The 23,144-nt window shown below is 58.4% G+C and carries 23 protein-coding genes; 11 read left to right on the top strand and 12 right to left on the bottom strand.

What is annotated here, in order from left to right; genetic code table 11:
• Window positions 1-186: 186 nt before the first annotated feature.
• Complete coding sequence (locus tag Q4481_RS16960) at window positions 187-1,509, top strand: GSCFA domain-containing protein (RefSeq protein WP_304377585.1); 1,323 nt, start codon at window positions 187-189, stop codon at window positions 1,507-1,509.
• Between the two features lie 455 nt (window positions 1,510-1,964).
• Here Q4481_RS16960 and guaA read toward each other — a convergent pair whose 3' ends face one another.
• The 3 genes from guaA to Q4481_RS16945 form a co-directional block, all read right to left on the bottom strand.
• Window positions 1,965-3,542: a glutamine-hydrolyzing GMP synthase gene (gene guaA / locus Q4481_RS16955; protein ID WP_304377584.1), complete on the bottom strand. Its 1,578-nt coding sequence runs from the start codon at window positions 3,540-3,542 to the stop codon at window positions 1,965-1,967.
• A 61-nt stretch (window positions 3,543-3,603) separates the two neighbouring features.
• On the bottom strand, window positions 3,604-4,239 hold the full coding sequence (locus Q4481_RS16950; protein WP_304377583.1) for a 5'-methylthioadenosine/S-adenosylhomocysteine nucleosidase: 636 nt from the start codon (window positions 4,237-4,239) through the stop codon (window positions 3,604-3,606).
• A complete protein-coding gene (locus tag Q4481_RS16945) occupies window positions 4,236-4,685 on the bottom strand; it encodes a PaaI family thioesterase (protein WP_304377582.1) in 450 nt (149 codons plus the stop codon). Before Q4481_RS16945 ends, Q4481_RS16950 begins: the two co-directional genes overlap by 4 nt.
• Window positions 4,686-4,855: 170 nt before the next feature.
• Here Q4481_RS16945 and Q4481_RS16940 point away from each other — a divergent pair, with 170 nt between their 5' ends.
• On the top strand, window positions 4,856-5,800 hold the full coding sequence (locus tag Q4481_RS16940; RefSeq protein WP_304377581.1) for an AEC family transporter: 945 nt from the start codon (window positions 4,856-4,858) through the stop codon (window positions 5,798-5,800).
• Window positions 5,801-5,842: 42 nt separating this feature from the next.
• On the opposite strand, the gene ptsN is transcribed toward Q4481_RS16940, so the two are convergent.
• From ptsN to lptC, 6 genes are all read right to left on the bottom strand, one after another.
• Window positions 5,843-6,307 carry a PTS IIA-like nitrogen regulatory protein PtsN gene (gene ptsN / locus Q4481_RS16935; RefSeq protein ID WP_304377580.1) on the bottom strand — a complete coding sequence of 155 codons (465 nt, stop codon included), beginning with the start codon at window positions 6,305-6,307 and terminating at the stop codon, window positions 5,843-5,845.
• Between the two features lie 81 nt (window positions 6,308-6,388).
• Window positions 6,389-6,961 carry a ribosome hibernation-promoting factor, HPF/YfiA family gene (gene hpf / locus Q4481_RS16930; protein ID WP_304377579.1) on the bottom strand — a complete coding sequence of 191 codons (573 nt, stop codon included), beginning with the start codon at window positions 6,959-6,961 and terminating at the stop codon, window positions 6,389-6,391.
• 386 nt (window positions 6,962-7,347) lie between these two features.
• The gene (gene rpoN, locus Q4481_RS16925) at window positions 7,348-8,835 is read right to left on the bottom strand and encodes an RNA polymerase factor sigma-54 (protein ID WP_377352884.1); all 1,488 of its coding nucleotides are present in this window, start codon (window positions 8,833-8,835) and stop codon (window positions 7,348-7,350) included.
• A 198-nt stretch (window positions 8,836-9,033) separates the two neighbouring features.
• The gene (lptB, locus tag Q4481_RS16920; RefSeq protein ID WP_304377603.1) at window positions 9,034-9,783 is read right to left on the bottom strand and encodes an LPS export ABC transporter ATP-binding protein; all 750 of its coding nucleotides are present in this window, start codon (window positions 9,781-9,783) and stop codon (window positions 9,034-9,036) included.
• A gap of 69 nt (window positions 9,784-9,852) precedes the next feature.
• Window positions 9,853-10,395: an LptA/OstA family protein gene (locus Q4481_RS16915; RefSeq protein ID WP_304377577.1), complete on the bottom strand. Its 543-nt coding sequence runs from the start codon at window positions 10,393-10,395 to the stop codon at window positions 9,853-9,855.
• A 13-nt stretch (window positions 10,396-10,408) separates the two neighbouring features.
• On the bottom strand, window positions 10,409-11,068 hold the full coding sequence (gene lptC / locus Q4481_RS16910) for an LPS export ABC transporter periplasmic protein LptC (RefSeq protein WP_304377602.1): 660 nt from the start codon (window positions 11,066-11,068) through the stop codon (window positions 10,409-10,411).
• 173 nt (window positions 11,069-11,241) lie between these two features.
• Here lptC and sppA point away from each other — a divergent pair, with 173 nt between their 5' ends.
• From sppA to Q4481_RS16895, 3 genes are all read left to right on the top strand, one after another.
• Complete coding sequence (sppA, locus tag Q4481_RS16905) at window positions 11,242-12,204, top strand: signal peptide peptidase SppA (protein ID WP_304377576.1); 963 nt, start codon at window positions 11,242-11,244, stop codon at window positions 12,202-12,204.
• A 33-nt stretch (window positions 12,205-12,237) separates the two neighbouring features.
• Window positions 12,238-12,549: an integration host factor subunit beta gene (locus Q4481_RS16900; RefSeq protein WP_304377575.1), complete on the top strand. Its 312-nt coding sequence runs from the start codon at window positions 12,238-12,240 to the stop codon at window positions 12,547-12,549.
• A 144-nt stretch (window positions 12,550-12,693) separates the two neighbouring features.
• Window positions 12,694-13,038: a DUF1049 domain-containing protein gene (locus Q4481_RS16895; RefSeq protein WP_304377574.1), complete on the top strand. Its 345-nt coding sequence runs from the start codon at window positions 12,694-12,696 to the stop codon at window positions 13,036-13,038.
• A gap of 23 nt (window positions 13,039-13,061) precedes the next feature.
• Here Q4481_RS16895 and Q4481_RS16890 read toward each other — a convergent pair whose 3' ends face one another.
• The gene (locus Q4481_RS16890; protein ID WP_304377573.1) at window positions 13,062-13,514 is read right to left on the bottom strand and encodes an SRPBCC family protein; all 453 of its coding nucleotides are present in this window, start codon (window positions 13,512-13,514) and stop codon (window positions 13,062-13,064) included.
• A gap of 130 nt (window positions 13,515-13,644) precedes the next feature.
• Here Q4481_RS16890 and Q4481_RS16885 point away from each other — a divergent pair, with 130 nt between their 5' ends.
• From Q4481_RS16885 to olsB, 5 genes are all read left to right on the top strand, one after another.
• Entirely contained in the window at window positions 13,645-14,724 is a 1,080-nt protein-coding gene (locus tag Q4481_RS16885; protein WP_354542201.1) for a class I SAM-dependent methyltransferase, read from the top strand.
• The gene (locus Q4481_RS16880) at window positions 14,721-15,581 is read left to right on the top strand and encodes a TrmH family RNA methyltransferase (RefSeq protein WP_304377571.1); all 861 of its coding nucleotides are present in this window, start codon (window positions 14,721-14,723) and stop codon (window positions 15,579-15,581) included. Before Q4481_RS16885 ends, Q4481_RS16880 begins: the two co-directional genes overlap by 4 nt.
• Window positions 15,578-16,078 carry a signal peptidase II gene (gene lspA / locus Q4481_RS16875; RefSeq protein WP_304377570.1) on the top strand — a complete coding sequence of 167 codons (501 nt, stop codon included), beginning with the start codon at window positions 15,578-15,580 and terminating at the stop codon, window positions 16,076-16,078. Before Q4481_RS16880 ends, lspA begins: the two co-directional genes overlap by 4 nt.
• A gap of 59 nt (window positions 16,079-16,137) precedes the next feature.
• The gene (locus tag Q4481_RS16870; protein WP_304377569.1) at window positions 16,138-18,450 is read left to right on the top strand and encodes a hybrid sensor histidine kinase/response regulator; all 2,313 of its coding nucleotides are present in this window, start codon (window positions 16,138-16,140) and stop codon (window positions 18,448-18,450) included.
• Between the two features lie 108 nt (window positions 18,451-18,558).
• Window positions 18,559-19,437 carry a l-ornithine N(alpha)-acyltransferase gene (gene olsB / locus Q4481_RS16865; RefSeq protein ID WP_377352813.1) on the top strand — a complete coding sequence of 293 codons (879 nt, stop codon included), beginning with the start codon at window positions 18,559-18,561 and terminating at the stop codon, window positions 19,435-19,437.
• A 31-nt stretch (window positions 19,438-19,468) separates the two neighbouring features.
• Here the strand turns inward: olsB and Q4481_RS16860 are convergent, their stop codons facing one another.
• Window positions 19,469-19,723 (bottom strand): hypothetical protein, encoded by a 255-nt coding sequence (locus tag Q4481_RS16860; protein WP_304377568.1) that lies wholly within the window; start codon window positions 19,721-19,723, stop codon window positions 19,469-19,471.
• 99 nt (window positions 19,724-19,822) lie between these two features.
• On the opposite strand from Q4481_RS16860, the gene Q4481_RS16855 reads away from it, so the two are divergent.
• Complete coding sequence (locus tag Q4481_RS16855; RefSeq protein WP_304377567.1) at window positions 19,823-20,749, top strand: LysR substrate-binding domain-containing protein; 927 nt, start codon at window positions 19,823-19,825, stop codon at window positions 20,747-20,749.
• Here Q4481_RS16855 and Q4481_RS16850 read toward each other — a convergent pair.
• Window positions 20,731-23,016 (bottom strand): NADP-dependent malic enzyme, encoded by a 2,286-nt coding sequence (locus Q4481_RS16850; RefSeq protein WP_304377566.1) that lies wholly within the window; start codon window positions 23,014-23,016, stop codon window positions 20,731-20,733. The two genes, Q4481_RS16855 and Q4481_RS16850, sit on opposite strands and share 19 nt — an antisense overlap.
• Window positions 23,017-23,144 lie beyond the last annotated feature (128 nt).

The raw sequence follows: 23,144 nt of genomic DNA, 5'->3' as shown, positions 1-23,144 counted from the left end.
GTCGATAACGTCTTCGCAAGTTTTCTGTCAAACAAGTCAATATTGCGACCAGTGAGTTCTATCACGATATTTGATTTCCCGCGCGACCGTAAATTGCCTCTCCCGACGATGGACCAATTTGGGGATGGCGCTTGTAATTTACGGGTGGCGGCGTTTAGATGCGCCATGCCGAAAGAGGGAATACCCATGAAACTCAGTTATCAAGATGCTGTCCGCACCACCAGCCGAAACAAACTTGCCAAATTTCCAGATCGCGAATCGGGTCGGTTGGAGCCTGTCGCATCGCCTTCATTTGACTGCGGAATTTCGCTGACCGAGGGTGCCCGAGTGATGACCATCGGTAGCTGCTTTGCACGCAATATCGAGGAATATCTCGGGGAAGCCGGCTATGATGTTCCAGTGCTCGCTTTTACCGCACCGATAGAGGAAGCTGGCGCGCGTGAACGCCCGCAAGGGATCCTCAACAAATATACGGTTGCCTCGATCTTTCAAGAAATTCGCTGGGTGAGCGAAATCATTGATGCTGGCGGGTCGGTTTCCTGGGATCTGGTCGACAAAATGGCCTACGAGATGCCGGACGGGCGGTACCTCGACTTGCAGCTATCGAGCCCGGTGGCGGTAACGAAAGAAAGATTCCTCGAACGTCGTCAGCAGATTTTCGACACCCATAAGATGTTTTTCGATTGTGATCTCATCATTATTACGCCCGGCCTTACAGAGGCCTGGTTTGATGAGTTGACAGGCATGTTCATCCAAAACATGCCCGACAAAGCGATGGCTTCTGCACATCCGGGACGGTTCAGCTTCGTCAATATTGATTTTCACCAATGTTACGCAATGCTCAAGGAGTGCGCCGATCTCTTGCTTTCCCGCGGTGCAAAACAGATCGCGTTTACCGTTTCGCCTGTTCCCCTTGCGCGCACGATGACGAGCCAGGACATTCTGATCGCCAACATGTATTCCAAATCGACGATCCGATCGGCTGTAGGTCTGCTCTGCCAGCAGGATGATCGACTTAAATATGTGCCGAGCTACGAACGTGTCATGCTGACCAAGTCCCCATCAGTCTGGAATAACGATCTCAGGCACGTGGCGGGTGGCTTCATTGCCACCATCATCGCCAGCTTTGCTGAGGGCACTGGCCGGGCACTTGACGATTTGCAAACATTGGTTGGACAGTTCAACGCAGCCTTCGATGAAAAGCAGTTTGCTCTTGCGGAGGAACTGTTGAAAAAAATCGGAAGTCGCGCGTCTGCAAGCGGTTTGCCAGAGTTTCACCGGAATGCAGCTAGCCTTTTGATCCGTCAGGGACGATTTGAGGAAAGCCTGAAATTCTGTGAGATACTCAGGAGTTTGCGGCCGACAAAGGCGCAAGGATACACTCTCGCCGCCAAGGCGCTTGGTAAATTGGCACGCAAAGATGAAGCCGCAGCAATTCTAGAGGAAGCAAAGCAAAAATGCGATGCCGCGAGCCAGAAATGGATTGCTCAAAGCCGGACAAGGGATTGATTGCCTCAGCCTGTGAAAAGCGTCGACAACCAATCATCAACAGGCTGCGGACAGATCCGCTGTTTTTCTAGGCGGGTTTGCGTTGTTTGGATTGCTTGATCCTGTGGCGTTTCCACAAGGCTTCCGGCGAACTGCGCTATGAACGTTCAAGATCGAGCACCCACATGTGCGGCGATGGCGATGCGAAGGCGGACTTCGTGATGCAGTTCAACGGGGCTCAGTAGCGCATCGACGATCATGCCATCTTGCGACCGTTGTGCCCGCTATGGTCCCCATTGTCATTGCGTGGGATCTCCTGATCGACGGTGCCATGCTGTTGATCGGGAGATCCCTTTTTTCAGATCCTGCCACTCATTCCGACAGACCGTACGCGCCCCAAAACAAAAGAGCGACGAAAATGGTTCGCCGCTCTTTTGCAATCTATAGTCTCTTCAGACGAAGGAGCCGTCAGGGCTTTATTCCCACTCGATCGTGCCGGGTGGCTTCGACGTGATGTCATAGACCACGCGATTGATGCCCTTGACCTCGTTGATGATGCGGGTGGCCGCACGGCCGAGGAAGTTCATGTCATAGGGGAAGAAATCCGCGGTCATGCCATCGACCGAGGTGACTGCCCGCAACGCGCAGACGAAATCGTAGGTACGGTAATCGCCCATCACACCAACGGTCTGCACCGGCAGCAGAACGGCGAAAGCCTGCCAGATCTTGTCGTAAAGGCCTGCCTTGCGGATCTCGTCGAGATAGACGGCATCGGCCTTGCGCAGGATGTCGAGCTTCTCGCGCGTGACACCGCCCGGGCAGCGGATCGCAAGACCGGGGCCGGGGAAGGGGTGGCGACCGATGAAGCGGTCCGGAAGGCCGAGCTCGCGACCAAGCGCGCGCACTTCGTCCTTGAACAGTTCGCGCAGCGGTTCCACGAGCTTCATATTCATGCGCTCGGGCAGGCCGCCGACATTGTGGTGGCTCTTGATCGTGACCGAGGGGCCGCCGGAGAAGGAAACGCTTTCGATAACATCCGGATAGAGCGTGCCCTGGGCGAGAAAGCTTGGGGCGCCCTTGCCATCGGAGGCAATCTTCTTTGCTTCGTCCTCGAACACTTCGATGAAGAGCCGGCCGATGATCTTGCGTTTGGTTTCCGGATCGGACACGCCTTCCAGTTCGCCGAGGAACTTGTCGGACGCGTCCACATGGACCAGCGGAATGTTGTAATGGTCGCGGAACATCGAGACCACTTCGTCGGCCTCGTTCATGCGCATCAGGCCATGATCGACGAAGACGCAAGTCAGCTGGTCGCCGATTGCCTCGTGGATGAGGATCGCTGCAACCGAGGAATCAACCCCGCCCGACAGCGCACAAAGGACGCGTTCGGAACCGACCTGATCCTTGATCTTGCGCACCATCTCGGCGCGATAGGCTGACATTGTCCAGTCCGACTTCAGTCCGACGATCTTGTGCACGAAATTGGCGAGCAGTTTGCCTCCATCCGGCGTGTGAACCACTTCGGGATGGAACATCGTCGAATAGTAGTGCCGGTTTTCGTCGGCTGCGATGGCAAAAGGTGCATTTTCCGAGGTCGCGATGACCTTGAAGCCTTCCGGAAGTTTGGTGACGCGATCGCCGTGGCTCATCCAGACCGGGTAGGACTTGCCAATCTCCCAGAAACCGTCGAACAGCGGGCTCGAAGCCTTGATCTCAATGTCGGCACGACCGAACTCCGCCGCATGTCCGCCTTCCACCACGCCGCCGAGCTGGGTGCATAGCGTTTGCTGGCCGTAGCAGATGCCGAGGATCGGAACGCCACTATCGAATACCGCCTGCGGGGCACGCGGGCTGCCTTCGGTTGTCACCGAAGCAGGGCCGCCGGAGAAAATCACGCCCTTCGGCTTCAGACGCTCGAAGGCGGCCGCCGCGGAATTGAAAGGATGGATCTCGCAGTAAACGCCGGTTTCGCGGACGCGACGCGCGATCAGCTGCGTCACCTGGCTGCCGAAATCGATGATGAGGATGGTGTCGTGATGGGCTGTCTGGGTCATGGCGAGCCTTTAAAGAAAACAGAGCCTTTTCGCAAGCCCGCCCTGCGCGCGAATCCGGCGTTTAGAGGATTTCGCCGGACAGGATCGCCTGTTCGAGCCGGTTGACGGCGCTTGCCAGTTTTTCGTCAATCACATGCAGATATTCCGTCCAGTCGCCGACATGGCGCAGTTCCGCCTTGCCGTCGGAAATGCCGCGCAATCCGACGAGCGGAATATCGAACGCCATGGTGGCGCGCAGAATGGCGAATGTCTCCATGTCGACCATATCGCAATCGATGCCGTTATAGGCGTCACCCGATATGATGTCGCCGCCGGTGGATAGGGAAGCAGCTTCGATCCCACTAACCCGGAACGGCAGTTCGACGGTGGCGGGGAGATCGAGAAACGGGGTCATCCCCTTCTTAAATCCCAGCGGTGAAGCATCCATGTCTCGATAGGAGACCGAAGTGACCTGATAGATTTCTGTCTGCTCGAGGCGGGCCGATCCGGCCGAGCCGAGCGAGACGACGAGATCCGGACGACGTCCATCGAGAGCGAGTTCGGTAAGCACACGGGTCAGCGATACGGCCGCTTCCACGGGGCCGACGCCTGTCATGACCGGTGTGAAAAGCGTTTGCAGATGCGGGCCATATTCGGCTTCCGCCGCCATGACATAAAGGATGGAGCGACCAGCGACAGTTTTGATACGGTTGCTCATCCTGCGAGCTCCTCACGTCCGCGCAGCACCATTTTGGTGCCTGTCATCGAGGCGATCAGCTTGGCGGGTCCATCGCCGATCGAATAGGCGCGACCGTCGGCGACAATGATGTTGGAACCGGGCTTGGTGATTTCGCCGCGAAACAGAAAACGGTCGCCCTTGCCGGGTGACATCAGGTTGACCTTGAACTCGATGGTGAGAATCGAGGCTTCCGGCTCGATCATCGTATAGGCTGCATAGGTGCAGGCGGAATCGAGAACTGCAGCTATGATGCCGGCATGCAGAAACCCATGCTGCTGTGTGAGTTTCTGATCATAGGACAGTTCAATCTCCACGGTGCCTTTCTGGATCCGTGTCAATTCTGCCCCGATCAGCGCCATGGCGCCCTGATGCGCGAACGAAGTCTCGATCCGTTCCCTGAAATCGTTGTTGCCCTTGTCCAGCATCGTGGTTCCTTTCGCAGGTGCGAAACTGCCACTGCGCCTGCATGATAACAAGCGCGATGTTCCACAACGAGTGTTTTTCTTTCGTCAACGAACCAATCCGGCGCCAATGGAACTTGTCGTCCGGCAAAAATGGCGCCATAGCCGGAGAAACTGTCTCTTGGCGACCCCCTATGCTCGCTGTCGTACAAAATGTCCTGCCCGTCTTCCTGCTGATTCTTGTTGGCTGGCTTCTCGTCGCCTCAACCTATCTGCGCCCGTCCGCCGGCGATGCACTGGCCGAGTTCGTCTTCAAGCTCGCCGTTCCCGTATTGCTGTTCCGGACGCTGGCGGAAGCGGATTTCCACGGTGCCTTTCCCGTCAGGCTCTGGATCGCCTATTTCTCCGCTGTCGCGGTCACCTGGACTGCAGCACATTGTCTGGCCCGTTTCGGATTTGGGACCGATCGGCGCACCGGCACGGTCGCTGGCGTATCGTCGGCATTCGCCAACAATGTCTTCATCGGCCTGCCGCTGGTCGACCGGATCGTGGGCCCGAATGGCCTTGTCGCACTGTCGATCCTGATTGCCATCCATCTGCCGGTGATGATGATCGCAAGCTCCGTCCTCATGGAGCGCGCTGAACGTGGTGATACCGGCAAGGCCATGGACGGGCCCTTAACTCTATTGAAGACGTTTCTGCGCAACATGACGGGCAATCCGCTGATGTTCGGCATTGTGGGCGGTGTCTTCTGGCATCTTACCGGCCTGCCACTGGCCGGTCCGCCGAAAATCCTCGTCGATCAGATCTCGGCGATTGCGGGCCCGGCAGCCCTTATTTCGCTCGGGATGGCCATGCGGCGTTACGGATTTGCCGGCAATCTCGGTCTCGCGGCTAGCGTGTCAGTCCTCAAGCTCTTTGCGCTTCCCGGTCTGGTCTTTCTGGCGGCGCACGGGCTCGGCCTGCGTACGGAATGGATAGCTGCGCTGGTGCTGACGGCTTCAGTTCCCACCGGCGTCAATGCCTGGCTGATTGCCTCACAGTTCAAGGCAGCCGAACCTTTGGCAGCCTCGGCAATTACGCTGACGACGGGAGTGGGGGCGCTGACGGTGAGTTTCTGGGCGTGGCTTCTGACCTGAAGCTGCCACGCCGCCCGGTTTCATAGAGATCCGGAAAGCCGCTCAAGCGGCGTTGGATGCCTGTTCCTGGTTCAGGCAGGCTTCGATCGCCGGCACCGAATCGGATGCTCGCAGGCGGGTCACCAAGTCCTGATCGCGCATAAGGCGGGCGATGCGCGACAGCGCCTTGAGATGGTCGGCACCGGCACCTTCCGGCGCGAGCAACATGAAGACAAGATCGACAGGCTGGTCATCGAGCGCTTCGAAATCGACAGGCGTTTCCAGCCGCGCGAAAACGCCGACGATCCGGTCGAGCGATTTCAGCTTGCCGTGCGGAATGGCAATGCCGCCGCCGACGCCGGTTGAGCCGAGTTTTTCTCTCTGGAGAACGACTTCAAAAATTTCCCGCTCCGGAATGCCCGTGATCTTCGCTGCGCAGGTCGCCAACTCCATCAGAAGCTGCTTTTTTGTCTGCGCGCGAAGCGCCGGAAGAATCCCTTCCGTAAGCAAAATGTCTGCCAAAGCCATTCATTTTGTCCTTTTTCGGCCCGGATCTTCGAGCCGGCGAAGCCGCCGGCTCTTCCCCTCGAAAATTTTTACAGTACCGCTTTAGCTTTTTATGTTTGCCGGGTCGATCCAGCCGATATTGCCGTCGTTGCGGCGGTAGACAATGTTAAGCTCGGCTGTGCCGGGCTTGCGGAACATCAGAATTGGTTCGTCGGTCATGTCAAGCGCCATCACCGCGGAGGCAACCGACATGGTCGAGAGCTTCTTCGTGGTTTCAGCGATAATGACTGGTGCGAAATCCTCGGCCACTTCCTCGACCTCTTCCGCCGGGGAATCGATCACGGCATAGGCGACTTCCTGTGCCGAACGGCTTTCGCCATGATGATGATCGCGCAGCTTGCGCTTGTAGCGCCGCAGACGCTTTTCAACCCGTTCGAAAGCGGATTCAAACGCTTGCTGCGGGTCATTGGCTTCGCCTTCCGCATGAAGGTGGACGCCGGAATCGAGATGGATCTTGCAATCTGCTGAAAAACGCGAACCGGATTTTTCCACGAGCACCTGGCTTGAAAAGCCGCCGTCGAAATACTTGTCGATCGCTTCGTGGATCTTGTCGGAGATCTTCATCCGAAACGCATCGCCGATATCCATATGCTTGCCGGTTACACGCACGCTCATGGTGGTTTCCTTCCTGCAGTCAAAAATGGAAGCCCGCTGTGTTACCTGCGCGGAACGGCTTCCGGCTTCCGGGCAGGCAGCTTTTCAGCGTATATAGGAAGCGGCCTTCGACTTTTTGAGGCTCTCTGAGACCCGTGTAGCCGACCATCCCCCCGGTGACGCCAATGAGCAATTGCCTGCAGTTTATTCCATCATGCTGCCCGATCCAAGCGTTTCATGCTTACGGCCGGACAGTTCGGCCTCTTTCTTTCCGCGCTGCACGTATTCTCATATGGCCGCGGGCTCTATTCGCGGGTCGGTCGAAAGTCAAGTTGCCGGCATGTGGACAACCAAAAAGAACACAAAAGATTTCTAATAAAACGGGTATTCCAGTGCTTGCGTCACAGTCAGGCCGTAGATGCCTTTGCCACGGCGCGCTTTTCGCGCCTGCGTTGCACGGATGAGGGAATGTTCATCGCCTCCCTGTATTTGGCCACGGTTCGTCGCGCGATCTCGACGCCATCCTTTTTCAGAATATCGACGATATCGTCATCGGACAGCACATTGGCTGCAGTTTCCTCGTTAATCAGGCTGCGGATGCGATGGCGGACCGATTCCGCAGAATGCGCCTCGCCGCCCTCGATCGAGGCAATGGAGACGGTGAAGAAGAATTTCAATTCAAAGAGGCCGCGCGGGGTCATCATATATTTGTTCGACGTCACGCGGCTGATCGTCGATTCGTGCATTTTCACCGCCTCGGCCACCGTCTTGAGATTGAGGGGCCGCAGATGGCCTATACCATGCGCCAGAAATGCATCCTGCTGGCGAATGATTTCACTTGCCACCTTGACGATGGTCTTGGCGCGCTGGTCGAGACTGCGCGTCAGCCAGTTCGCATTCTGAAGGCATTCGGACAGGAAGGCCTGGTCGGCCGGTTGCGCAGAAACCGAGGTCGACACTTTCTGGAAATAGTCCTGGTTCACCAGAACCTTGGGAAGCGTATCGGTATTGAGTTCCACCATCCAGCCGCCATCCGGGGCGGGTTGGACAATGACGTCGGGCACGATCGATTCAGAATGGCTGGTCTCGAACCCGCTGCCCGGTTTCGGATCGAGCGACCGGATCTCCGACAGCATGTCAAGCAGATCTTCCTCGTCGACGCCGCAGATTTTCTTGAGCGACGCGAAATCACGTTTCGCCAGAAGGTCGAGATGTGAAATCAGCGCTTCCATGGCCGGATCGAAACGATCCTTGGCCTTGAGCTGAATGGCAAGGCATTCGCTCAGGGAGCGGGCAAATACGCCCGGCGGGTCCAGCATCTGAAGCTTGGTCACCACCGTTTCGATCAGGTCCGGATCGGCTCCCAGCTTGTCATCGATGTCGTGCAGGGAAGCCGGGAGGTAACCGGCATCATCGACCATGTCGACCAGATGGGCGGCGATAAGACGTTCGACCGGATCGCTGACGGAAAACGGGATCTGCTGGGTGAGATGCTCTTTGAGTGTGATCCTGCTCGCGACGAAATCGTCGAGATCGTAGGATTCTCCGCTTTCTCCCAGGCTTCCCGGCATTGATTTCCACTGCTGCAGCAGCTCGGGCGCATCGGCTTTGCGGGGGCCGGCATCATCCTGGTAGACATTCTCAAAGCCGGTATCGAGCGCCTCGGTCAGCCGTTCCGTCTGGCGGCCGCCCAATGGGATGTCACTGTCATTGCTGCCGGTCTCGGCCTGCTGGAACCTGTCTTCACCCGAAGGCATCGGTGCGACGCCGTCGTCGGAGCCGGGCATGGTGACTTCCAGAAGCGGGTTCTTCTCCAGTTCCTGTGCAATGAACTGATTGAGTTCCAGATGCGTCATCTGCAGAAGCTGAATCGATTGCATCAGCTGCGGGGTCATCACCAGCGACTGGGTTTGTCGCAAATGCAGACTGGCGGATAGGGCCATGGCGGACGCGATACTCCCTGATAGGCTGACCGCGGGCGTCCTTCTGTCAAAGGCACAGAGCCTTCAGTCAACTGGCCCAAAAATTGCTTATTAAATCCTCCAGGTCAAGCAATCTTTCGAATGCGCTGGTTTGGCCCGGGAAATCGTCCGCTAAAGGCTGAAGTTGTCGCCGAGATAGAGCCGACGGACATCGGGATTGCTGACGATGTCGGATGCCCGCCCATGCGTGAGAACCTCACCGGCATGAATGATATAGGCACGGTCGATCAGGCCTAGGGTTTCGCGGACGTTATGGTCGGTGATCAGCACGCCAATTCCGCGTCGGGTGAGATGACGGACGAGTTCCTGGATATCGGCAACCGAGATCGGGTCGACGCCGGCAAAGGGTTCATCGAGCAGCATGAAGGCCGGGTCTGTGGCCAATGCGCGCGCAATCTCGAGCCGCCGCCGCTCCCCGCCTGAGAGTGCCACCGCTGCCGACTTGCGAAGATGCGAGATGGAGAACTCCTCCAGAAGTTCGGCCAGCTTGTCCTCGCGCTCTGTCTTGTTCTTCGTGCGCACTTCAAGCACGGCGCGCAGATTGTCCTCGACCGACAGGCCGCGAAAGATTGAAGCTTCCTGTGGCAGATACCCGACGCCGAGGCGGGCCCTCCGGTACATCGGCATCCACGTCACATCGTGCCCGTCGATCTCGATCTTTCCCTGGTCGACCGGAATGAGCCCGGTGATCATGTAGAAGCAGGTTGTCTTGCCGGCACCATTCGGTCCGAGCAGACCGACCGCTTCACCGCGCCGGACGATCAGGGAAACGCCATTGACCACGCGCCTGGAACGATAGGTCTTGGTGATTCCGCGCGCAATCAGCGTGCCCCGATAGCGCTCGAGCTGCTCCGGGGGAATCTGCGACGGGGCGAGTGTGTCATTCGCGCCGGATTTTAGGAAGGGTATCTTCACGAAATGCAGGTCCGGTCAGTTGGTCTTGCGCGACTTGGGATCCAACTGAATGCGAACCCGGCCCCCGCAACTCTCGAGCTTGGCCTCGCCGTTCTTCATCCAGACCGTCAGTTTGCAACCGGTAAAAACATTGGCGCCATCAGCCAGGACGACCTGCTTGCCTTTCAATGTCAGAATTTCCGTGGTCATGTCGAAAGCGCCGGTTTCCCCGCGCGCACTCTGCGTCCCGGAGACAAGCCGGACATTGCCTTTGACCTCGATGCGATCGATGTCGCCACTGTTGCCGCTCGAAATCGAATCGCCGCTACCCTTGTAGTAGACGATCATGTTTGAGGCCTTCAGGTTGGTCGTTCCCTGCGTGACGCTGACATTGCCATCGAAAAGCGCGCGCTTTTCCTGATCGCGTATTTCGAGATTGTCGCTCTCGATCTGGATCGGCTTGTCATTGGAAAGAGCGAGGCCGGACATTTTGCTCGTTCGGTCCTGAGCCGTGGCGGAAACGGCCGACAGGCACAGGAGAGCACATGCCATGGTAGTCAGGACGAAAGAGGGCCTCATGACGGGCGATACCTTATTTTTGAATTTTGCGAACGAGCGCCGGTTCGACGTTCAGCCGAACCTGACCACTGAATTTTATCACTTTGCCCTTATCAGTTATATTCAGCTGGTTCGCAACCATCGACATGCCTTCCGCCTTTATGGCTATCGGCTCGGATGTCGACATTTCTCCCCCTGGAATATCGAGTCGGGCGGACTTGAAATGAATATCGAGCCCTGATGAGAGATTGACGGTAAACGGTTGCGTCAGTTCGAGCCGGTCGTTCGAACGATCAAACTGTGCCGAAAGCGCCTTGACTCTGGCGATGAGGTTGCCGCGGATTGGCACCGACGCATCGATGTCTTCGAGCATGATGTCGTTGGGATTGGCGATATCCTGAAGCGCGCGCGCGGCATTCATGTAGTAGGAAATGCCGTTGTCATTGCGGCCGGAAATGGCGGGTTTTTCCATCACCACCTTGCCATTTTCGATCCTGGCGCCGGAAATCTCGAGATTTTCCGGAAAAAAGCTCCGAACCCAGGAAACGGCGATAAAGCCTAGTGAAATCACCAGCGCCATGATCGGCAGCAGGATTTTCCAGCGGCGAACGCGGCGCGAATGGGCAAGCGCCTGCCCATATTGCGCCGACATATCATGCCGGGCCGGACCTGTGCCTGTTATCGTGTTCATGATTATCCGCTATTTCTGGCCGACATGACCACAACAAATAGGCAAGGCAACCATTAAAAACAATCACCGCCGGCGATAATATGCGTTTGCGTGCCAACGGCGTTCGATTTGACTTGCGTCTTAACCGTTGCGAGCTATCTAGGGTCAAGACCCAATCAGGATATGGAGTATCGGCCATGACCATGAGCGATATCGCGGACCGGCGCCGGATTCGCAGAAAGTTGACTTTCTGGCGCGTGGCAGCCTTCATCCTGATCGCTCTGGTTATTGTTTCGGTCTGGATCGGCGCCAACGGCGGCACCTTGTCCGATGACAGGCAAAGTCCGCATATTGCCCGGATTTCCATCTCCGGCCTGATCCAGGATGATGTCGAGCTTCTCGAACGCATCAACAAGATTGCGAAGAACGACAATGCCAAGGCATTGATCGTTTCGATTTCCTCGCCGGGCGGCACCACTTACGGCGGCGAGGCCATCTACAAAGCCATTCGCAAGGTGGGCGAAAAGAAGCCGGTGATTTCCGATGTCCGCACGCTTGCGGCCTCTGCCGGTTACATGATCGCCATCGCCGGGGATCATATCGTTGCCGGAGAGACCTCGATTACAGGGTCCATCGGCGTAATCTATCAGTATCCGCAGGTGAAGGGACTTCTCGACAAGCTCGGCGTCTCGCTTGAGGAAATCAAATCGGCTCCGCTGAAGGCCGAGCCGTCGCCGTTCCATCCTGCGAGCGAGGAGGCCAAGGGCGCCATTCAGGCGATGGTGCTCGACTCTTACGATTGGTTCGTCTCGATCGTTGCCGAACGCCGGAAACTCGATCGTCCTAAGGCGCAGTCGCTGGCTGATGGTCGCGTCTATACCGGTCGCCAGGCTCTTTCCGCCGGGCTGATTGACAGTCTCGGCGGCATGGAGGCCATCAAATCCTACCTTAAGGAACGTAAGGTCGATCCCGATCTCGCTATCCTGGATTGGGCCGCACCGCGAACCTCTACTCCGTTCCTGTTTGGCTCTGTGGCAAAACAGGTTCTCGATTCACTGGGTTTGAGTTGGCTTGCATCAAGCAGTGCCATCGAAAATCTCAAGGAAGACAAGTTGTTGCTTGACGGTCTAGTCTCTGTTTGGCAGGTTGAAGGCCGTTAAAACAAGACCACATGACTGTCAGAGGGGGCATTCGTGATCAAGTCTGAGCTGGTGCAGATTGTCGCTGCGAAGAATCCGCATCTTTATCATCGCGACGTTGAGAATATCGTCAATGCGGTGCTTGATGAGATCACGGATGCGCTTGCGGCCGGAAATCGTGTCGAGTTGCGTGGATTTGGCGCATTTTCGGTCAAGAACCGCCCGTCGCGTTCGGGTCGCAACCCGCGGACAGGCGATGCCGTGTTCGTTGAGGAAAAGTGGGTTCCGTTCTTCAAGACGGGAAAGGAGCTGCGCGAACGGCTCAATCCCGACCTCGCTGACGAGGAAGATGACGACGAGGATTGAGATCGGCACCGGGCGGAACGCATCGCGACATTTCGCCTTCGCCCGGACCATATTCGTCAAGGCACTTGATTTGCTGTCCGGAACTGTCCAGAGAGTCCCACAAGGCCAACTGCTGACGAAACAATCTCAGGAGACGAGCGCGCCATGGTGATGCGTCTGATCAAAATCGTGATTATCGTACCGATCGCAATATTGCTGGTCGTTCTGTCAGTCGCGAACCGCCATCTGGTGACTTTGGCGCTTAATCCATTCGAGCCGCAGGACAGCGTTCTGTCGGTCTCGCTGCCTTTTTTCCTGTTTCTGTTTGCGGCGCTGGTGGTTGGCATGCTGATCGGGTCGGTAGCGACCTGGTTTGCGCAGGGAAAGCATCGCAAACGCGCTAAGGACGAAGCCCATGAGGCCCGCAAATGGCGGGAAGAGGCGGATCGTCAGCGCAACAAGATCGAGGATGCCACGACGCAGAAGCTTCTGTCTGCGTCGTCACGTTGAGGCTGCAGTAAAAAACTGCCCGCTCAGGCAGAGTCTTTCTCGCTCAGCAGTTCATTGAAATCCTGGAAGAACTGAGCTGCCAGCTTCTTGGCGCTCGAATCGATCAGTCGTGAACCCAACATTGCGAGCTTGCCGCCGATCTGTGCCTTGACGGTGTAGGTCAGAATGGTGCCGTCACCATCTTCAGCAAGCGTGACATCCGCTCCCCCCTTGGCAAAACCGGCAATGCCGCCGGAACCTTCACCGGAAATCGTATAGCTGACCGGCGGATTGAGGTTTTCAAGCGTGACATTGCCGAGGAATGTTGCCGAGACCGGTCCAAGCTTCAGCTTAACGGTCGCAACAAGCTCATTGTCCGATTTCCGCTCCAGGGATTTGCAGCCCGGAATGCATTTGCGCAGGATCTTGGGGTTGTTCAGAGCGGCCCAAACCGTCTCCCGGCTTGCTGCGATACGCTCTTCTCCACTCATATCCATGGAACTCTCCCTCATCTCGTTTCTTATGGATCGACGATCGACATAGCTATGCAGTCTCAAAGCGCTTTGCCAAGAGGTGCAAGGATGCTATTTGAACGCCCTTGTCGCAGATTTGAGAAGAAGAGCAAGCTTGAAGAACAAACAGAGGCCCCGTTCGGGATCGCAGCCTTCGCGGCCCACCACAGCGGCGTCGCGTGGACCGATGGCGAAAGAAGCGCGGGAACCACAGCGGAACGAGCGCAAGCCAAAGCCCGCGGCTTCGGCAACCAGCCCGATCTTCATGGCCGCGCGCACCGGCGATCGTCCACAGGAAAAGGTGCCTGTCATTCTCGAAACCAGCGGCGAGGCGGGCTATCGCCTGCTCGACAGCGGTTGCGGTTTGAAGCTGGAACAATATGGCTCGATCCGGGTGGTCCGCCCCGAAGCGCAGGCACTTTGGCCGCAGAAGCTTGAAGAGCGCGAATGGGCTGCAGCCGATGCCGTCTTCACCGGCGATACCGATGAGGAAGGGCTGGGTCGCTGGCATTTTCCGCATGCGGCCATGGGAGAGACATGGCCTATGCAGCTTATGGGAGTCGATTTCTTCGGACGTCTGACCTCTTTCCGGCATGTCGGCGTCTTTCCGGAGCAGATCGTCCACTGGCAATGGATGGATCAGGAGATCCGTCGTCGCCAGAACCGGCCTAAAGTGCTCAATCTTTTTGGCTATACCGGCGTTGCTTCGTTGATTGCGGCTGCAGCCGGCGCCGAAGTCACCCATGTCGATGCATCCAAGAAGGCAATCGGCTGGGGCAAGGAAAACCAGGGTCTCGCCCGGCTGACGGACCGTCCGGTCCGCTGGATTCTCGACGATGCGATGAAATTCATCGAACGCGAACTCCGTCGCGGCAACCACTACGACATTATCCTGACCGATCCGCCGAAATTCGGACGCGGCCCGGAGGGCGAAGTCTGGCAGTTGTTCGACCATCTGCCGAAGATGCTCGATATCTGCCGGGATCTTCTGTCCCCGCAGCCGATCGGTCTGGTGTTGACGGCCTATTCGATCCGCGCAAGCTTCTACTCCATTCATGAATTGATGATGGAAACGATGCGCGGCAAGGGCGGCCTCATCGAATCCGGCGAGCTGATCATTCGTGAAATGCCTGCGGCTGCCGAGACCGGCCGGGCCCTTTCGACCTCCCTCTTCAGCCGATGGACGCGGCCATGACGCTCAGAAACAGTGAAACGGACAGCATCCGGCCGGGACAGGTCAAGGAAATCACATCGCTTTCCAATCCGATCATCAAGGATATCAAGGCGCTGTCGCAGAAGAAGAACCGCGAGGAAAGCGGCACCTTTCTGGCCGAAGGTCTCAAGCTCGTCGTCGACGCGATCGATGCCGGCTGGACGATCCGGACCCTGATCTATGCGAAATCGGCGAAGGGCAAGCCGATCGTCGATACCACGGCCGCACGCACCATCGCCTCCGGCGGCAGCGTTCTCGAGGTGAGCGAGAAGGTCCTTTCCTCGATCACCCGCCGCGACAATCCCCAGATGGTGGTGGGCCTGTTCGAAGTGCGCTGGAAGCGACTGGTCGATATTCGCCCGAAACACGACGACACGATCGTGGCACTTGATCGCGTCCGCGATCCCGGCAATCTCGGCACCATCATCCGCACGGCCGATGCCGCAGGCGCAAGTGCTGTCATCCTCATCGGCGAAACGACCGATCCCTTCTCGATCGAGACGGTGCGGGCGACGATGGGTTCCGTTTTCGCGGTTCCGGTTGCGCGCGCCTCCGTCGCCGAATTTCTGAAATGGAAGCAGGGCGCGGGCGTTGAAGTCATCGCGACCCATCTCAAGGGCTCGGTCGATTACCGCACGGCCGACTATCGTTCCAGGCCGACAGTGCTTCTGATGGGCAATGAACAGGCTGGCTTGCCCGACGAGCTTGCCGAGGCCGCCGATACCCGGGTGCGGATTCCGCAGCAGGGTCTGGCCGATTCCCTCAATCTGGCTGTGGCAACCGGCATCATGCTTTTCGAGGCCCGCCGTCGCCTGCTCGCGCTGGAGCCGCGGGCATGAGTGCAGACCGTTCCGCACTGTCGCGACCGCTTCTGGCGGCGATTTTCATCCTCTTGCTCGTAGCGCTCGACCAGGTCATCAAGCTGGCGGTGGAACTCTATCTGCCGTTTGGCGAGGCGGTGCCGGTCATTCCCTATCTGGCGCTCTACCGCACCTGGAATGAAGGCGTCGCCTTCTCCTTCCTGTCGGATGTCGATGGCTGGATCATCGTCGTCATGCGGCTTGCGATCGTGGCTTTCATTCTGTGGTGGTGGCGCACGAGCAAGGATATGCCGACGCTGGCGCATTTCGGTTTCGCGCTGATCATTGCAGGTGCGGTTGGAAACATCATCGACCGTTTCGTTTATGGCCATGTGGTGGATTACGTGCTGTTCCACACCGAAAGCTGGTCGTTCGCCGTCTTCAACCTTGCCGACAGTTTCATTACGGTCGGTGCGGTAGCGGTTGGTATCGCCGAGATCTTCCTGCATCGGAATGATACAGGCGGCTCGAATTGAGACTCTGTTAAGGACGAAGGGCAAGGCTTTCGTAATTGCCTCCGTGCTATTGGGAAGGCATGACCGAGCCCAAGCACCTCCAGCATCGCGTTGCGATGGCATTTTCCGCCAGACCTGCCGAGTCCTATGGGGATAGCGGCGGCGCCTTTACCTTGTCCGAACGCGATCTGCCGCCGATCGAGCCTGATCTCGACGAGGCTGCACCGGAAGAAACCAGCCGCCACGGCGTGTTGCGCTACTGGCTGGTGGGTGGCGGCCTCATCGTCTGCGCGCTCGCGCTCGCTGCGGGGATGGATTCCAGCGTCACCCTCCTCGCGGTCTGTGCGGCCGCCATCGGTGTCGCAAGCCTTCTGTTTAGCTTCGCCGAGAAGGTCGAAACCCGGCTTGAGAAGAATTTCGATGAGCCTGTGACACCGGCCATGTCCCCGGTCGTGGCAGCCGCTGCCGATCAGGACTTTGCCGCGCGCGGTGATCTTTTCGCATCGATTCATGATTCCCTAGGCGACTTGACGGTCTGCCGCAATCTGTCCGGAATCATTCTCTCGGCCAACAATACGTTCCGCGATGTCACCGGCGTAAGGTCGCCGGAAGGCAAGACGTGCGAGCAGCTTGGTCTCGTATTTCGCCCGGGTGCGACCGAACATAGCTACGATGTCGAATTGCGGTCCGGGGGCCAGCCGCGCATTTATCTTTGGCATGATGTGATCACGCCGGATCCGCTGCTGGGCGATCTTGTCGTTCAATCCATCGCCCGCGACGTCACGGCAGAGCGCGAAGATGCGCTGCTGCGCGAAGCGGCGAGACGTTCTGCCGAAGAAGACAGTCTGCTGAAATCGCGCCTCATCGCAACTGTCAGCCATGAGATACGGACGCCGCTCAGTGGACTCCTCGGCATGGGGCATCTGCTTGCCAACACTTCGCTGACGGCAGAGCAGCGCAATTACCTCGAGGGTATCCGTCAGTCCGGGACCGCACTTGCCCAGCTGGTCGAAGACCTTCTTGATTTTTCGACCCTGGCTGCCGGTCGCTTCCAGCTGCGCCCGCGCCAGGAAGCTGTGCGGCCGATGATCGAAGGCGTTGTCGAACTGATTGCCAGCCGCGCCCATGAAAAAGGCGTCGAAATCGGTGCGCATATCGCGCCCACGATCCCGGAAATCCTGGTGTTCGACCCGGCTCGCCTGCGCCAGGTGATTTACAATGTCATCGGCAATGCAGTGAAGTTCACCGAGAAGGGTGGCGTTTTCGTCGCTGTCGATCATGTCGGCGGAAATCTCGAGATCGCGGTGAACGACAGCGGGCCTGGCATGAATGACGCCGAACTCAAGCGCATCTTCGGCGAATTCGAACAGGGCGATCTCAGCCGCGCCCGTGAAGGCGGCGTCGGCCTGGGCCTTGCCATTTCGGCACGCATTGTCGCGGAAGCCGGCGGCTCGCTGTCGGTTGAAAGCAAACTGGGTGAGGGTAGCACATTCACGATCCGTATTCCGGTAAAGGCGGAAGGGTTGGCGATGCGATCCGGCCACGAACTGTCGGGTGCCGAAATCCTCGTTTTGGCCCCAGAAGGTCCAGCATCTGGCGCTTTGGTTCGTACGCTGGAAGGCCTTGGCGCCAATGTTCGCTCCATTTGTGATGCAGACGGAATTTCGGATCTCGCTGAAAGGGCGGCAGCCTTTACCGCCGTTATTGTCGACCATCGACTGGATGCGCTTTACTGCGAACGGTTGGCGCGCCATCCGGTCCTCGCCACGGCCAAGCGGATCTATCTCGTCAATCCGGAATCGCGCCCTGCAAAAATGTCCGGAACGAACTACGACAGCTGGCTGATCCGGCCGTTGCGGGAACAGTCGCTTCTCGATGTCCTGACGGGCCGGTTCCGCGGTCTCGAAGCACGCCCTGTCGCCAACGACGATTTCCCCATATTGGCAGCCGAAGCCGAAGAGCCGGCGTCCCTGCCATCTGCTTCCAAGCCGGAACCGAAAACAGGCCTCAACATTCTTGTTGGCGAGGATGATCCGGTGAATGGAATGCTCGCTCAGGCGGCCCTCGAAAAAGCCGGCCATCATGTGCGCCTTGCGACTGATTTCGCCCGGCTGAACGCTTGCCTTTCAGAGAACCGTCCGGATCTTGTCCTCACCGATTTCTCGATGCCGGATGGCACCAGCGAAACCTTCATCGTTGCGCTGCGCCAGGCGGAAGAGGACAATCTGGTGGCCTCGATTCCCGTGATCGTGCTGACGGCTGATCGATCGGACGATGTGCGTCGCCGTCTCCTGCAGGCCGGTGCGGATCTCGTGCTTTTGAAGCCCGCGCCGCCGGATATCCTCATTGCAACGGTCGAACGCCTCGCCGGCTGGCAACATCAGGCAGCCTGAAGGACTTCTATCAAAGGTTTTGATATGACCGCGACTGCGTATCTACGCATGTCATGATCTTGTCTTGAAATTGTGATTATTGGCCGGTGACGAAAAGAGGAGCCGGCTATGACCCTTGAACTCTTGAACCCCAAAGCCGAGATCATGCCACGGATGGAAAATCCGCGCGAACGCGCCATTGGCACGGCTTCCGTGTTGGGCCGTATCGGGTCGCTCGAGACCCGCCTGGCCGTCACTGCAGCCGAAATCAGGGCCGCGCAACTGATTCGCTATCGCGTTTTCGTGGAAGAGATGGGTGCCGAACTGCCGGCGGAAGCCATGCGCGCTGGTCTCGATTTCGACGCCTTCGATGAAATCTGCGATCACTTGCTGGTTCTCGATACCTCGATCGAAGGTGAGCCGGTCGACCAGATCGTCGGTACCTACCGCCTGCTGCGACAGGATGTGGCAGAGCGGCATTCGGGCTTTTACTCCGCGTCCGAATTCGACATCGAGCCGCTTATGGCGCGCCATCCGAACAAGAAATTCATGGAGCTCGGGCGCTCCTGCGTGCTGCCCGCCTATCGGACCAAGCGGACTGTCGAACTTCTGTGGCAGGGCAACTGGGCCTATGCGCTGCGCCATGGTCTAGATGTGATGTTCGGCTGCGGTTCGCTGCCGGGCACCTTCCCCGAAATGCACGCGCTGGCGCTGTCGTTCCTCTACCACAACACGCTGGCCAAAGGGGAATGGAGCGTGAGCGCTCTTGAGCACCTGCATCGCAACATGGATCTGATGCCCAAAGAGGCGATCAATGCCAAGCAGGCGCTGATGGCTTTGCCGCCGCTCATCAAGGGCTATCTGCGGCTGGGCGCCATGATCGGCGACGGCGCCGTCGTCGATCGTGCCTTTGGCACTACGGACGTGCTCGTGGTCTTGCCGATCGAAAGCATTTCCGGCCGTTATCTCAACTATTACGGCGCTGACGCCCAGCGTTTCGCCTGCTGAACATCCACCCCTCCTTCGGCAGGTCCGGAGCCTAGGCAGCAATGCGCGGCTCCGGTATTTTACAAGGCCTCTCCGGTATGATCGCCGGGGAGGTTTCGTCTTTTTCCGGCCAGTGAACCGAGGGAAGATCGGCGAGTTCGCGTTCGCTCATGCGCCGGAACACCGGATCCAGGAACGGATCCGCATCGAACCTCTCCGTTTGAAGAAGTCGCCCGACAGCAGCCGATAGCGAGCCCCGCAGGGCCTCGGTGACAGAAAACAGAAGTTTCCCTGTTGCGTCGATCATGTTCGTTCTCCGGCTGGTCTGGATCAGATGTTTTAGATATTCTCCTTTCTCTGCCTTGCTTCAATGCAGCATTCCAGGCCATCGTTTTAGGAATTCTAAATGCGAAACCTCAACCTCGTCCATCTCAACGGTCTGCGAGCGCTTGAAGCGGTGGGTCGGACCGGCTCACTTCAGGCCGCGGCCGAGGAGCTGGGTGTCACCGCCGGTGCGATCAGCCAGCAGATCAGCAAGGCAGAGGCGCAACTCGGCAAGCAGATTTTCGAACGTCGCCCCAAAGGGCTTGTCCTGACGGCGGCAGGTCGGTCCATGCTGCCCAAGCTTCGTCAGGGCTTTGGTCTTCTGTCGGAGGCGGTGGCGACCGTGCGAGGTGACGATGACCGAACGCTGACGATCTCGGTCGCGCCTGTTTTTGCCGCGCGTTGGCTTGTCCGGCGGCTCGATGGCTTTTTCCGGCTCCATCCGGATATCGATATCCGCATCGACGCCACCAGCCGTCTCATTGACCCGGCGACGTCCGATATCGACCTCGCAATTCGTGTCGGACGCGGGGAGTGGCCGGGCGTCGATGCCGAACTTCTTCTCGCCCAGGAAATTTTTCCGGTGGTTGCCCCTGCGCTGGCGGAGAAACTGAGAGAACCGCGCGATCTTCTTGCGTTACCGGTTGTGATCGATAGCCAGGCGATGTTTGACTGGAGCCTGTGGTTGCAAGCCGCCGGCTTGACCGGCGCCTCGATCAATCCGCGCCATCACCTCAACGAAGCGTCATTGTGCCTGGATGCGGTGATCGCCGGCCAGGGGGTGATGCTTGGCTGGCAGACCCTCACGGTCGATGCCATTCTGGGTTCCTGTCTTTTAGCGCCCTTTCCGATCAGGGCGACGACCGGCTTCGCCCACTATATCGTCACGGCGAAGGGGCGGCGGGAAACCGCCAAGGCCAGGGCATTCAAGACCTGGCTCAAGGCGGAGCTCGCCGAGAGTATGGCGGCGCTTGACGCCGTCATCGGTTATCAGGAGCCGGCATTGTAGGCGGCGAGTGCCGCCATATTGACGATATCACTGTCCTTGGCGCCCATCGAGGCGATCTGGACCGATTTGTCGAGGCCGACCAGCAGCGGCCCGATCACGGTGCAGCCGCCCAGTTCCTGCAGCATCTTGGTGGCGATCGATGCCGAATGGAAGGCCGGCATGACCAGCACATTGGCTGTGCCGGAGAGGCGGCAGAACGGATATTGCTCCATGATGCGCGGGTTCAGCGCCACATCGGCTGCCATTTCGCCGTCATACTCGAAATCGACACGGCGCTTGTCGAGGATCTTGACGGCTTCACGGACGCGTTCCGACCGCTCGCCTTCCGGATGACCGAAGGTCGAATAGGCGAGCATAGCCACCCGCGGCTCGTAGCCGAGGCGACGGGCAAGGCCTGCGGCTTCCTCGGCGATATCGGCCAGTTCTTCCGACGTCGGCATGTCATGCACAGCCGTATCGGCGACAAGCACATTGCGGCCACGGCAAAGCGCCAGCGACACGCCGATGACCCGATGTCCCGGTTTTGCATCGATGCAGCGACGGACATCCTGAAGCGCGGTCGAATAATTGCGCGTGGTGCCGGTGACCATGGCATCGGCATCGCCCAGCGCCACCATGCAGGAGGCGAAATGGTTACGGTCGGTGCGCACAAGCCGCAGGCAATCGCGATGGAGATAGCCCTTGCGCTGCAGCCTGCCATAGAGGAAGTCGGTATAGGCATCGACGCGGGTCGAGGTCCTGGCATTGATGAGCTCGATGCCGGGACGGTTGAGGTCGATCCCCGCCTTTTCCGCCGTCTGGTAGATCTGTTCGTCGCGGCCAAGCAGGATTGCTGTGCCGAGCCTTTGATTGACGTAGGAGATCGCGGCCCGCATGACCTGCTCTTCCTCGGCTTCGGCAAAGACGACGCGCTTGGGCTGGTGGCGAACGCGCTCATAGATGCGCTGAAGCGTGGATGCGATCGGATCGCGGCGGGCATTGAGCTCGCGTCCATAGGCTTCGAGGTCTTCGATCGGCTTGCGTGCGACACCCGACTCCATCGCTGCCTTCGCCACGGCAACCGGGATCGAGGACAGAAGGCGCGGATCGAACGGCACCGGAATGATATATTGCGGCCCGAACCGCGGCCGCATGCCCTGATAGGCGGCGGCAACATCGTCCGGCACGTCTTCCTTTGCGAGCTTCGCCAGCGCCATGACGGCCGCGATCTTCATCTCGTCATTGATAGTGAAGGCGCGCACATCCAGCGCACCCCGGAAGATGTAGGGGAAGCCGAGGACATTGTTGACCTGGTTGGGATAATCCGACCGACCCGTTGCCATGATCGCATCGTCACGAATGCGGGAGACCTCTTCCGGCGTGATTTCCGGGTCGGGATTGGCCATGGCGAAAATGATCGGGTTCGGCGCCATGGATCGGATCATGTCCACCGAAAGCGCGCCCTTGGCCGACAGGCCGAAAACCACGTCCGCCCCCTTGATGGCTTCGGCCAGCGTCCGATTGTCGGTTTTCACCGCATGGGCGGATTTCCACTGGTTCATGCCCTCGGTGCGGCCCTGATAGACCACACCCTTGGTGTCGCACAGTGTGACGTTTTCCGGGTTGAAACCGATGGCCTTGATGAGTTCGATGCAGGCAATGGCAGCCGCGCCGGCGCCGTTGCAGACGAGTTTCGTCGTCTTCAGGTCGCGACCGGTCAGGTCGAGCGCATTGATGAGGCCGGCAGCGGCAATGATGGCGGTGCCATGCTGGTCGTCATGGAAGACCGGAATGTCCATGAGTTCGCGCAGGCGGCTCTCGATGATGAAGCAATCCGGAGCCTTGATATCCTCGAGATTGATGCCGCCGAAGGATGGGCCGAGATAGCGGACGCAGTTGATAAACTCGTCGACATTTTCGGTATCGACTTCGAGATCGATGGAATCGACGTCGGCGAAGCGCTTGAAAAGAACCGATTTGCCTTCCATGACCGGCTTGGAGGCCAGTGCACCCAGATTGCCGAGCCCGAGAATGGCCGTACCGTTGGAAATGACGGCCACCATGTTGCCGCGCGCCGTGTAATCATAGGCAGTGGCCGGATCTTCGGCGATGGCTTTTACCGGTTCGGCAACGCCTGGGGAATAGGCGAGCGACAGGTCGCGCTGGGTCGCCATCGGCTTGGTCGGCGTGATTTCAAGTTTGCCCGGGCGTCCGCGCGAGTGAAAATCGAGGGCCTCCTGCTTTGTGACGGTCGGCATATTACGTTCGGTCTTGTCGTTGGCTGGCATCCTAACTCCCCAGAAGCTTTTGTGGGCTCGTTGTTTTTTTGGTGAGCCCGTTATTGTCATTCATGCATGGCGCACTCTAATGTTCAAGCAACACGCCGCTCAAGCGTCTTTATTGAACAGCCGACCAA

The organism is Fluviirhizobium alvei (assembly GCF_030551875.1).
Classification (GTDB): Bacteria; Pseudomonadota; Alphaproteobacteria; order Rhizobiales; family Rhizobiaceae; genus Rhizobium_E; species Rhizobium_E alvei.
This window is presented reverse-complemented; position numbering and strand designations above follow the sequence as displayed.

What these genes read in the sequence shown, in the direction of transcription:
- hpf (WP_304377579.1), bottom strand. Translation starts at nt 6,961, where the DNA reads ATGAGCGTGCGTGTAACCGGCAAGCATATGGATATCGGCGATGCGTTT.
- Q4481_RS16855 (WP_304377567.1), top strand. Translation starts at nt 19,823, where the DNA reads ATGCGAAACCTCAACCTCGTCCATCTCAACGGTCTGCGAGCGCTTGAA.
- Q4481_RS16915 (WP_304377577.1), bottom strand. Translation starts at nt 10,395, where the DNA reads ATGAGGCCCTCTTTCGTCCTGACTACCATGGCATGTGCTCTCCTGTGC.
- Q4481_RS16860 (WP_304377568.1), bottom strand. Translation starts at nt 19,723, where the DNA reads ATGATCGACGCAACAGGGAAACTTCTGTTTTCTGTCACCGAGGCCCTG.
- Q4481_RS16950 (WP_304377583.1), bottom strand. Translation starts at nt 4,239, where the DNA reads ATGAGCAACCGTATCAAAACTGTCGCTGGTCGCTCCATCCTTTATGTC.
- lspA (WP_304377570.1), top strand. Translation starts at nt 15,578, where the DNA reads ATGAGTGCAGACCGTTCCGCACTGTCGCGACCGCTTCTGGCGGCGATT.
- guaA (WP_304377584.1), bottom strand. Translation starts at nt 3,542, where the DNA reads ATGACCCAGACAGCCCATCACGACACCATCCTCATCATCGATTTCGGC.
- Q4481_RS16940 (WP_304377581.1), top strand. Translation starts at nt 4,856, where the DNA reads ATGCTCGCTGTCGTACAAAATGTCCTGCCCGTCTTCCTGCTGATTCTT.
- Q4481_RS16870 (WP_304377569.1), top strand. Translation starts at nt 16,138, where the DNA reads ATGACCGAGCCCAAGCACCTCCAGCATCGCGTTGCGATGGCATTTTCC.
- olsB (WP_377352813.1), top strand. Translation starts at nt 18,559, where the DNA reads ATGACCCTTGAACTCTTGAACCCCAAAGCCGAGATCATGCCACGGATG.
- Q4481_RS16960 (WP_304377585.1), top strand. Translation starts at nt 187, where the DNA reads ATGAAACTCAGTTATCAAGATGCTGTCCGCACCACCAGCCGAAACAAA.
- Q4481_RS16895 (WP_304377574.1), top strand. Translation starts at nt 12,694, where the DNA reads ATGGTGATGCGTCTGATCAAAATCGTGATTATCGTACCGATCGCAATA.
- rpoN (WP_377352884.1), bottom strand. Translation starts at nt 8,835, where the DNA reads ATGACCCCGCAGCTGATGCAATCGATTCAGCTTCTGCAGATGACGCAT.
- Q4481_RS16890 (WP_304377573.1), bottom strand. Translation starts at nt 13,514, where the DNA reads ATGGATATGAGTGGAGAAGAGCGTATCGCAGCAAGCCGGGAGACGGTT.
- Q4481_RS16880 (WP_304377571.1), top strand. Translation starts at nt 14,721, where the DNA reads ATGACGCTCAGAAACAGTGAAACGGACAGCATCCGGCCGGGACAGGTC.
- Q4481_RS16945 (WP_304377582.1), bottom strand. Translation starts at nt 4,685, where the DNA reads ATGCTGGACAAGGGCAACAACGATTTCAGGGAACGGATCGAGACTTCG.
- ptsN (WP_304377580.1), bottom strand. Translation starts at nt 6,307, where the DNA reads ATGGCTTTGGCAGACATTTTGCTTACGGAAGGGATTCTTCCGGCGCTT.
- sppA (WP_304377576.1), top strand. Translation starts at nt 11,242, where the DNA reads ATGACCATGAGCGATATCGCGGACCGGCGCCGGATTCGCAGAAAGTTG.
- Q4481_RS16850 (WP_304377566.1), bottom strand. Translation starts at nt 23,016, where the DNA reads ATGCCAGCCAACGACAAGACCGAACGTAATATGCCGACCGTCACAAAG.